This is a genomic window from Melioribacter sp. Ez-97, from assembly GCF_051488665.1.
In the GTDB taxonomy this organism is placed as follows: Bacteria; Bacteroidota; Ignavibacteria; order Ignavibacteriales; family Melioribacteraceae; genus Melioribacter.
Window position 1 is genome coordinate 60,560 of the sequence record NZ_JBPSEG010000014.1, and the last position, 9,158, is coordinate 69,717.

Annotated in this window: 12 protein-coding genes; 1 reads left to right on the plus strand and 11 read right to left on the minus strand. The window is 40.7% G+C overall.

Annotated elements, in window-relative coordinates; all coding sequences use genetic code 11:
• Positions 1 to 20: 20 nt before the first annotated feature.
• The 11 genes from ACSSWA_RS13370 to ACSSWA_RS13420 all read right to left on the minus strand — a co-directional run bounded on the left by ACSSWA_RS13370 (position 21) and on the right by ACSSWA_RS13420 (position 8,457).
• Positions 21 to 605, minus strand: a complete 585-nt coding sequence (locus tag ACSSWA_RS13370) for a hypothetical protein (RefSeq protein ID WP_437357052.1) — start codon at positions 603 to 605, stop codon at positions 21 to 23.
• Positions 602 to 1,294 carry a ribonuclease H-like domain-containing protein gene (locus tag ACSSWA_RS13375; RefSeq protein WP_437357053.1) on the minus strand — a complete coding sequence of 231 codons (693 nt, stop codon included), beginning with the start codon at positions 1,292 to 1,294 and terminating at the stop codon, positions 602 to 604. The genes ACSSWA_RS13370 and ACSSWA_RS13375 overlap by 4 nt, the downstream gene beginning before the upstream one ends.
• Positions 1,295 to 1,331: 37 nt before the next feature.
• Positions 1,332 to 2,363 (minus strand): threonine aldolase family protein, encoded by a 1,032-nt coding sequence (locus ACSSWA_RS13380; RefSeq protein ID WP_437357054.1) that lies wholly within the window; start codon positions 2,361 to 2,363, stop codon positions 1,332 to 1,334.
• Positions 2,347 to 3,987, minus strand: coding sequence for an apolipoprotein N-acyltransferase (gene lnt / locus ACSSWA_RS13385; protein ID WP_437357055.1), 1,641 nt, complete (start codon positions 3,985 to 3,987; stop codon positions 2,347 to 2,349). The genes ACSSWA_RS13380 and lnt overlap by 17 nt, the downstream gene beginning before the upstream one ends.
• Positions 3,984 to 4,610, minus strand: a complete 627-nt coding sequence (locus tag ACSSWA_RS13390) for a DedA family protein (protein ID WP_437357056.1) — start codon at positions 4,608 to 4,610, stop codon at positions 3,984 to 3,986. Before ACSSWA_RS13390 ends, lnt begins: the two co-directional genes overlap by 4 nt.
• On the minus strand, positions 4,610 to 5,101 hold the full coding sequence (ispF, locus tag ACSSWA_RS13395) for a 2-C-methyl-D-erythritol 2,4-cyclodiphosphate synthase (protein WP_437357057.1): 492 nt from the start codon (positions 5,099 to 5,101) through the stop codon (positions 4,610 to 4,612). The genes ACSSWA_RS13390 and ispF overlap by 1 nt, the downstream gene beginning before the upstream one ends.
• Positions 5,098 to 5,370, minus strand: coding sequence for an acylphosphatase (locus tag ACSSWA_RS13400; protein ID WP_437357058.1), 273 nt, complete (start codon positions 5,368 to 5,370; stop codon positions 5,098 to 5,100). Before ACSSWA_RS13400 ends, ispF begins: the two co-directional genes overlap by 4 nt.
• 3 nt (positions 5,371 to 5,373) lie before the next feature.
• On the minus strand, positions 5,374 to 6,309 hold the full coding sequence (locus ACSSWA_RS13405; RefSeq protein WP_437357059.1) for a DMT family transporter: 936 nt from the start codon (positions 6,307 to 6,309) through the stop codon (positions 5,374 to 5,376).
• Entirely contained in the window at positions 6,299 to 7,210 is a 912-nt protein-coding gene (era, locus tag ACSSWA_RS13410; RefSeq protein ID WP_437357060.1) for a GTPase Era, read from the minus strand. The genes ACSSWA_RS13405 and era overlap by 11 nt, the downstream gene beginning before the upstream one ends.
• Before the next feature lie 183 nt (positions 7,211 to 7,393).
• Positions 7,394 to 7,894 carry an anti-sigma factor family protein gene (locus ACSSWA_RS13415; RefSeq protein ID WP_437357061.1) on the minus strand — a complete coding sequence of 167 codons (501 nt, stop codon included), beginning with the start codon at positions 7,892 to 7,894 and terminating at the stop codon, positions 7,394 to 7,396.
• On the minus strand, positions 7,891 to 8,457 hold the full coding sequence (locus ACSSWA_RS13420; protein ID WP_437357062.1) for an RNA polymerase sigma factor: 567 nt from the start codon (positions 8,455 to 8,457) through the stop codon (positions 7,891 to 7,893). Before ACSSWA_RS13420 ends, ACSSWA_RS13415 begins: the two co-directional genes overlap by 4 nt.
• Before the next feature lie 126 nt (positions 8,458 to 8,583).
• Here ACSSWA_RS13420 and ACSSWA_RS13425 point away from each other — a divergent pair, with 126 nt between their 5' ends.
• Positions 8,584 to 8,958, plus strand: coding sequence for a DUF6249 domain-containing protein (locus tag ACSSWA_RS13425; protein ID WP_437357063.1), 375 nt, complete (start codon positions 8,584 to 8,586; stop codon positions 8,956 to 8,958).
• Positions 8,959 to 9,158: the final 200 nt, after the last annotated feature.

The following is a 9,158-nucleotide window of genomic DNA, read 5'->3' on the forward strand; positions in this document are numbered from 1 at the left end:
CTTGACAGTTCAACGGACGATTAATTGAAATTGTATTCCTTGAATACGACATAAAGAGAATCCGGGGAGGGGTTTTGAACGAGCCACTCAGATTGCATTGCCATTTTGATTATCTCTTTTACCGATTCGGAAGGCGAAAGCGTAGAACTTACGATTTCGCTCTTAACCGGTCTCCCTTTATAATCAATCCAGAGTTTCAACAATAATCTGCCTTCCATATTGAAATTTTCCGCCGATACTACATCTCTTATCTGGAGTGGAGTAATGTTAATCCGCGCGCGACTGATATTTTTAGCATCGTCCTGTTTTGACCTGGAGCTGTCCGAGTATGTCATTTGAATATCGTCCAGCATTTCAAGTTCATCGTCAACCAGTCCGAAGTTCAAATTTATTTTTATCTGTCTCTTCGAAACAATTTCATTGCGTTGAGCCGTAAGCGGTGTTGAAATCAAATTGATAATAGCGTTTTCTTCGCCGGGAAGAAATTTTCTTTCCCGCTTTACAGATGGAATCGAAATAAAAATAATAATGGTAATAATCAGGCTAAGAGCAAACGCCAACTTTATATTTCTTGAATATTCTCTCTTTAAACGTTTATAATTCATAGTTCGTCTGATAGATATTTTTTCCATACTTTATAAAGTTCGAACGTAGCCCGTACGTCGCGGCTGCAATAGACTGCAATTTCTTTTATTTTCCCCGCCCTGTATAACTCGTTTACTTCCATTCCGGTTATTCCTTCGGATTTGGGAGATTCGATACCGAAGGACCGACAATAGAAATCAAGATTGAATTTTTTGGTAAGTCCGTAAAATGTGAATTGTTCCAAAAGGTCGATATGCAAACCGGTATCGTAACGGCGAGCTATAAAATTCCTTGTGGGTTTTATACCCAGCTTTGCCGAACGCAGCATCAGAAACGGGACGTCGAAAGATCTGCCGTTGAAAGTTATAACGCTCTCGACTTTAGCTACATAATTCCAGAAAGTCTTCAGCATTTCATCTTCGGGCATGCCCTTGTAATTTATCGTTCCGTCTGTGTTATTCCATTCTTCATTATTTTCCGATTCGAACATAACCAGAGATTTTTCCGAATCGGTATTCAACATACCGATAACAATAACTTTTGCGGTGAATGGATAGAGATTGAGAAAGCGTTTGGCTTCTTCGATTTTTTCCGCTCTCAGGATTTCGTCTTTTTCTTGCTCCGCATATCTTAACAGAAATTCCTGCTGCGATTCTTCAAGGCTTTCGAAATCGTAAGCGGTAGTTTCGATATCGAATACGAGGTTCATTGCGACCTCATAATTTCGACACTAAACTAATAAATTGTCAGGCAATCTGCTCGATAATTTTTGCGGCTTCTATTATATCTTCGTTGTCGACGTCCATATGAGTAACGGCTCGAATGACGCCAACTTTTCCGGCGCCCAACAACAGTCCTTTTTCTTTGCACTTTAGAATAAAATCGTCTGCGGAAATGCGCAGCGGAGAAAACATAACGATATTCGTCTCGACAAGCGAAGTATCGATTTTTATGAATTTATTTTCGGCTAAAAGTTCGGCGAACTTTTTTGCTTTCAAATGATCTTCTTTCAGTCTGTCGATATTGTTTTTAAGCGCGTAAAGTCCCGCAGCCGCTAAGATTCCGACTTGCCGCATTCCGCCGCCCCAGGCTTTGCGAATCCGGAAAGCTTCTTTGATCATTTCTTTGGAGCCGGCTATAATCGAGCCGACCGGAGCGCCCAGACCTTTGGACAGGCATACGGAAACCGTATCGAAAAACGATGCGTATTCAGACGGTTTGACGCCTGTTTCCACATAAGCGTTCCATATACGGGCTCCGTCGAGATGCATTGCCAGATTATATTTCCGCGCCAATTCGGATATTGCTTTGATATTTTCAATAGGATTAATCGTGCCGCCGGCTCTGTTGTGAGTGTTTTCAATTTCGACAACTTTTGTGCGAGCCATATAATACGCGCTTTCCGGACGAATAAGCGGTTCGATTTGACCGGCGGTAAAAATTCCCCGTTCATCGCCTTCAACAAGAGAAAGCTGTAAACCGCTGAGCGCCGCGGGCGAACCCGATTCGTATTGAAAAATATGAGCGTCCTTTTCGCAAATAACTTCGTCGCCGGGACTAGTTAAAATATTCAGACAAATTTGATTGCCCATTACACCGCTCGGCACGTAAAGAGCCGCTTCTTTGCCGAGTAGTTCTGCCGCGTAGTCTTCCAATGAATTTACCGTAGGGTCTTCTTTGTAAACGTCGTCGCCTACTTCGGCGGCAAACATTGCTTTTCGCATTTCTTCGGAAGGCTTTGTAACCGTGTCGCTCCTTAAGTCAATCGTTTTTTTCATTTTTCATCATCCTTTTTATTAAAAACATTAGAAATGTAATTCCCGAAATCAATAACGCAATCGAAGGAAACAGAAGCGGATAACTCATGAAAAAAGTTTTGTCGTTCCGCAATTCGGCATTCCCCGTAAGGAAAGTTCTTTCAAAAAGTTCGGTTTGGGAAATTGTTCTTCCGAGCGGGTCGATAATGCAGCTGATTCCGCCGTTAGCCGCTCTAACTAGAGCGCGTCTGTTTTCGACCGCTCTTAATTGCGCAAATTCTTTATGCTGAAAAGGACCGCTCGAATAACCGTACCAGCTGTCGTTGGTAACTACAACAATCATTTCAGCTCCTTTGTCGGCAAACTTTGACACAAAATAAGGGTAAATCGATTCGATACAAATAACACCCGCAACTTTTAAATATTTATTCGGTTCGAAAATTTTTATTTCTTTACCGACGTTCCAGCTCGATATTCCGACCTGCCATGTAATAAATTTGCCGAAGAAAGGCAGCTCTTCAAGAAAAGGAACTCTTTCGCCAAACGGCACCAACATTATCTTGGCGTATTTTTCAACATCTCTTTTGAAAGGCGAGAAGAAAAGTATCGAGTTGTAAGAAGTATATTTTATGCCGCCGGCTGTTTGTTTGGCATCTTCGGGGACAGTATCGTCCCCATAGAAAAAGTTGATGTCCGGCATTCCCGTCATTAAATAGACGTTATTCCGGTCGCAGAATTCATGAATTTTACCGACTTCGCTTTCATAATTACCCGACAACAGATATACAGGCAAAGCCGATTCCGGCCAGACGATAAGTTTTGCATTTTCCCGTACAGCCTTTTCCGACAAACTCAGGTAAGTTTGCAATTGTTCGTCGATATTTCCCGCTTCCCATTTTTTCCAGGGATTAAAATTTGGTTGAATCAATCCTACTTTTATTTTCTTTTCGGATTTTTCATAAGTTTTGACTTTCAGAGAACCGTAAACCACCGTGACAATGAAAACGAGCGCTGCGGCAGTTGAATAGAAAGTAAATAATTTTTTGTTCCTTCCTCTCTCTTTAACGGATAGATAAATAAAAACATTTATAAACAATATAATTAACGTTAATCCGTATGCTCCGACTAAATCGGCAATCTGAATAAAGTAATTGAATTTAACGACGCCGTTCCCTAAAGCAAGCCACGGAAATCTGAGATCTGTAACCGAGTAAAGAAATTCAAAAGCGAGCCAGAAGAACGGGAAGAGCAAAAGCGATATTTTCTTTCCGAACGTTTTTTTAGAAAAATAGTAGAGGGTCGAAGGAATCAGGTAGAGAGCCGGATTGACAAACAGCAACAGCGCTCCGGAAATCATCAGAAAAGGATCGGCTTCTTTTGTCCAGCTGCCCACCCAGTATAACGTTACAAGGCTGAAAACAAAATTCATCAAATAACTGATTCGATTGATTTCTCCGAGAGAATTACGGTTTTCTATTACTTTAAAGTACGGTATAAAAGCGAAGAAAATGAAAACCGGAACGGGAAACGGCGGGAAAGACAAACCGAGCAATAATCCGCTGAGGATAACCATAAGTCGTTCTTTCTTTAAAGCGGATTTTTGCCGGGGAGTAAGAACCGCTCTATACTTCTTAAAAATTTTCATGTACTTTCGTCTCTGCGGGATTTATTTTTCTTTTTTCTGTAATATACAATAAACGCAATTGCAACCGCCGCCAACGTCGCCATTAAGCCGACGTTGGAATAAGTGTTCAAGATCTTATCAATCAGTTCTATGTTATTTCCTATAGTATATCCCAGAATGGCGAGCAGTATATTCCACAGCAATGAGCTCACAAAAGCATAGACGATGGTTTTCGAAGGCTGCAGTTTATGAAGACCGGTAAAAAAGCTGATAACCGCCCGTGTGCCTGGTAAAAAGCGGTTTATAAGTATCAATTTATAACCGTATTTTTCGAACCATCTGTCGGCTTTGTCGAGCGATTCTTTTTTAATAAACTTTAATCTGCCGTTACGAATAACCCCGTCGCCCAATTTTCTGCCGATATAATACATTATAATGTAACCGACGCCGCTGCCTACGCTTGCAATCAATACCAGAGGTACAAAATCGATCGTATTATTCGCAATCAAGGTGGCGCCGAGCACAACTACAAAATCGCTGGGTGAAGGCGGGAAGATATTTTCAATAAATCCGAAAAAAAACATCGTAAGATATATTAAAGCGGGATCGAGATTGGCAATGTATGAAATAATTTCTTCGAGCATTAAGATTCTTTCCTCGTAAGTAGAACTGTGGCATAGGCGGCAATGCCTTCCTTTCTGCCCGTAAAACCGAGCCGTTCGGAAGTAGTGGCTTTGACCGAAACTCTATCGGGTTCGATTTTCAATACCGAAGCAATTTCGTTTTGCATCAGCGAGATATAAGGCGACAACCGGGGTAATTCCAGCACGATAGTCGAATCGATATTATTTACAATATATCCTTTGCCGTTAATCAAATCGTTCGATTTTGCAAGCAATATTTTACTGTCGATATTTTTGAATTCCTGGCTTGTATTCGGGAAATGTTTTCCAATATCGCCCAGGGCGAGAGCTCCGAGCATCGCGTCGCAAATTGCATGCAGCAAAACATCCGCATCCGAATGCCCTTCCAGACCGAATTCATAAGGAATTACAACGCCGCCAAGCACCAATAACCGATCTCTCGAAAAACGGTGCACGTCGAATCCGAAACCGATTCTGTAGTCTTGTTTCAATATCTTATCTCGAATTTTGTGAATTCATTTTTTGGTTCAAACCATTTTATAAAAGCATTTTTTACGTCGGACATCGGAGGCCCGATCTTAATCAGATTGAACAATTCTTCTATTTTAAATTCTTCCCCTTCAACAACAGTAAGCACTTCGCCGTTGAAAAGATTTTTGACGTAACCTTTTAATCCGAGTTTTTGAGCGTGTCGCAAAACATAATACCGAAAGCCTACGCCCTGTACGAGTCCGTTCACGATAATTTCGGCGCGTTTCATTTTTTAAGTTTTCTTTCCGCCGTTAAAATAATAATCATAAATTTCTGAAATTATCAGTCCGCCGAATATAAAAACTCCGCCAATTGCTCCAAAATTACTGATTTTTTCGTTGAGTAAAAAGTAAGCGAAGAGAGCCGCGAAAATCGGTTCGAACGAATATATAATTCCCGCTTTTGTGGGACTTACTTCTTTTTGAAATTTTGTCTGCAGCCCGAAATTAACAAAAGTAGCCAACACCGACGTATAAAGAATACCGTTTATCAAATTCCCGTTAACATTCAGATAGAGACTTTCAAAAGAAACGGAATGAAAGAATATGGCTGTTATCCAAGCAAGCACCGCCACGGTAATCAATTGCGCAAAAAAGAGGAGCCAGAAATCGCGCCCCGGGGAAAGGATATCCATATAAACCACATGAAGCGCAAAAAAGAGCGCGCAAATCAATGTCAGATAATCGCCCGTATTAAAATCCTGACCGAATTCCGCCAGGAAACTCGAGGGAGCGGCGCTTCCGCTCGACAGAAAAATTATTCCGACGAAAACAAGCGCCGTTCCTATTAAAGCGCCTTTCGTAGGCTTTTTCTTTTCAATCAACAACTGTAATGCGGGAATCATCACCACAAGCGAGCCCGTAATGAATCCCGATTTTGTCGCAGTAGTATATTTTAATCCGGCAGTTTGGAAAGCGAAACCGAGGAACAGAAAAAATCCAAGCAAAAAGCCGGAGCGCAATGCGGAACTGTTCAATTGATAACGCTTAAAAAGAAGAAACGTAAATACCAGTAACGAAGCAATTGAAAAACGCACCGCTATAAAAAGCATCGGGGTAATATCATTTAAAGCTTCTTTAACGATAACAAATGTTCCGCCCCAGATAATTGTCATTAATAGCAGGGCGCATTCTCCGATAAAATGAGCCGGGGAAAATTTATTTTTCATCTGGTTTGATATAACCGAATGATTTAAGCATAAATGGATTGGAACGCCATTTTTCTCTTACCTTTACGAAGAGTTCCAGATAAACTTCCCTGCCGAGAAAAGCTTCGATGGCTTCGCGCGCTTTTCTGCCGAGTTTTTTAATCATCTCGCCTTTGGCGCCGATTATTATCGGTTTTTGAGTTTCTTTTTCGACTACGATAACCGCCCTGATGTAGTCTTTCGCATTTTCGCGTTCTTTGAATTCTTCGATTACCACTTCAGCGCTGTAAGGAATTTCTTCCTGGTACATTTCGAATATTTTTTCGCGAATAATTTCCGAAACAAAGAATCTTTCGTTTGCGTCGCTCAATTGATCGTCGGGAAAATACTTCGGATGTTCGGGCAAATATTCGAGTATCGCGTCGATAACAGCTTGAAGGTTATAATTTGCCGTTGCCGAAATCGGTATTATCTTTTCGAACAATTCATTTTTCTCGAGCTGTCGAATAAGGGCTTCCACTTCGTTTTGTGAAACCAGGTCGACTTTATTAATAAGCAGAATTTTTTTAATCGACTTGTCTTTAAGGAGATTATAAACCCTTTCGTCCGAAAGCGTGCGTTGACCCGTAGGATCGGTTGAAATATCGATCATAAACAGAAGCAAATCCGCGTCTTTGACAGCTTCCGTAATATATTCATACATTCTTTCCTGCATTAGATACTCAGGATTGAGAATTCCGGGCGTGTCCTGAAAGATAATTTGATAATTTTCGTCCGAAAGAATTCCGATAATTTTTTTACGCGTTGTTTGAGGTTTATTGGTTGTAATCGACAGCTTTTCGCCGATTAATACATTCATCAATGTCGATTTTCCCACATTCGGTTTCCCGATGATCGAAACGAAGCCCGCTTTTACGCTCATAACCTTCCTTTTTTTATACACAAAAATAATAAATTATATTATGCTCTGACAGTTATTAACGACAATACTCGAATAAAGATTCAATAGAAATCAGGATTAACGGAAAAGCGGCTCAGTATTTACTTGCGCCGGAATTTTAACATATATACAGCGGAAAGCGAAATTGATTATCAGGCTTGAAGATCAGAGGTCTTTAAGCTTTTTCCGGAAGCGACGATGCGTTTCGTTCAACAAATAGAGAATCGTCAACGCTATCAAAGAAATCGAAGCTCCGAGGAGGTGGAACAGTTTATTGCCGGCGATAAAATTTATACCGTTTGAAACGTCCCTCAAAATCCCGGTTAACGCGCCTGTATTGTCGATTGTTTTGTAACTGTAATAAAAAGAAACGGCGAGGATGCCTAACATTACGGTCAAAAATAAAGACAATACCGTTGGAGTTACAAAATCCTTCCGTACTTTTTTGACCGCTCTATTTTTAACCAATGCCGCGGCAAATTTTTCCGAAAAATCACGCGGAGCTTTTTCGTAATCCATTCGTCGCATTAATACATCGACGGCTTTCAGAGCTTTCAATTTTTTTGCCGTCATTTCATCTTTTTCCAGCAGTTCTTTCAACTCATTGATTTTATTTGAGTCGGCAGAGCCGTCGATATAGTCGTTGAGCAATTCATCTATGTTCATAATATCTCCTCCTGATAATTATGCTTTAAAAGCAAATCTCTCAGTATGTTTCTGGAACGATGCAGCCGCACTTTGGCATTCACAAGCGAAATATCCATAACGCGACTTATCTCGTTGAGCGACAACCCGTCGATATAATAAAGAATAAGAACCAGCGCGTTTCTTACAGGCAATTTATCTATTAGTTTCATTAAATACTCTTCCGGATTTTCTGCTTTGGCGTAAATTTCGCGATCGTAGCTGATAAGCTCGGGCATGTCCTCAAGCGAAGCCATCTCTTTTTCGATCTTCCTTTTTTTCGAAGCGATTACGCTGAGAGCGGTATTATAGACAATCCTGTAAAACCAAGTGGAGAAACTGGCTTCTTCCCTGAATTGATTTAAATATCTGAAAGCTTTCAGGAAACTGTCCTGAAGCGCTTCCTCTGCGTCCATATCGTTCTTCAGCATTCGTTTGAGCAAATTAAAAGCTTTGTCCTTGTACCTGTCTACAATCAAAGTAAAATCGGCGTCGTTGCCCCGTTTAACCGATTCGATTATTTCTATGTCGCTTAGATTTTTCATCGCATATTTAGACGTGAAAAGGACTCTTCCGGGTTACAATTTTTATAAATTTTTTTTGTAACCTTTCAAACGTCAATATATGTCAAAAGAGGTAGAAAAAAAACTTATTACAATGCGGAGGATAAAATGGAAGGCACAATCGTTTTATTTATACCGATTATATCAATTCTCGTTACAGGATTGGTAATTATAATGTATTTCTATTTCCGTTCGAGGGAAAAGCAGTTAATGATTGAGAAAGGGCTCTCTTACGAACAGATGATAGAATTAATGCGTTATAAAAAGAACGGCTACGGTTTGTTAAAAGCCGGAATCATACTGGTCTTTTTCGGATTCGGATTGGGATTGGGAATGCTTCTCGAAAACGCGACGGGTTCGGAGGAATGGATACCGTTCATGATTTTTGTGTTGACCGGTCTGGGATTTGTTGCGGCTTACATAATGGGAAGAAAATACGAGAAGGCGGATAAAGACGAAGAAGACTCCGGAGCCGCGAATTAATCAAATCATATTAACGGGGCAGTCCGGAATTACGATCTAACGGATGATTACGGACGCCCCGATTTTATTTTAAATATTCCCAATTAAGTATTTGTATAACCGCATCCTTACGCTCTAACTGCGAGCTTGCTTTTGCGAGGGAAAAGCAAAATGCAACCGGCGAAGCAAACTCAAATTAAACCTCAAAGCGCGCCACGGAC

What these genes read in the sequence shown, in the direction of transcription:
- ACSSWA_RS13370 (WP_437357052.1), bottom strand. Translation starts at nt 605, where the DNA reads ATGAATTATAAACGTTTAAAGAGAGAATATTCAAGAAATATAAAGTTG.
- ACSSWA_RS13375 (WP_437357053.1), bottom strand. Translation starts at nt 1,294, where the DNA reads ATGAACCTCGTATTCGATATCGAAACTACCGCTTACGATTTCGAAAGC.
- ACSSWA_RS13380 (WP_437357054.1), bottom strand. Translation starts at nt 2,363, where the DNA reads ATGAAAAAAACGATTGACTTAAGGAGCGACACGGTTACAAAGCCTTCC.
- lnt (WP_437357055.1), bottom strand. Translation starts at nt 3,987, where the DNA reads ATGAAAATTTTTAAGAAGTATAGAGCGGTTCTTACTCCCCGGCAAAAA.
- ACSSWA_RS13390 (WP_437357056.1), bottom strand. Translation starts at nt 4,610, where the DNA reads ATGCTCGAAGAAATTATTTCATACATTGCCAATCTCGATCCCGCTTTA.
- ACSSWA_RS13400 (WP_437357058.1), bottom strand. Translation starts at nt 5,370, where the DNA reads ATGAAACGCGCCGAAATTATCGTGAACGGACTCGTACAGGGCGTAGGC.
- ACSSWA_RS13405 (WP_437357059.1), bottom strand. Translation starts at nt 6,309, where the DNA reads ATGAAAAATAAATTTTCCCCGGCTCATTTTATCGGAGAATGCGCCCTG.
- era (WP_437357060.1), bottom strand. Translation starts at nt 7,210, where the DNA reads ATGAGCGTAAAAGCGGGCTTCGTTTCGATCATCGGGAAACCGAATGTG.
- ACSSWA_RS13415 (WP_437357061.1), bottom strand. Translation starts at nt 7,894, where the DNA reads ATGAACATAGATGAATTGCTCAACGACTATATCGACGGCTCTGCCGAC.
- ACSSWA_RS13420 (WP_437357062.1), bottom strand. Translation starts at nt 8,457, where the DNA reads ATGAAAAATCTAAGCGACATAGAAATAATCGAATCGGTTAAACGGGGC.
- ACSSWA_RS13425 (WP_437357063.1), top strand. Translation starts at nt 8,584, where the DNA reads ATGGAAGGCACAATCGTTTTATTTATACCGATTATATCAATTCTCGTT.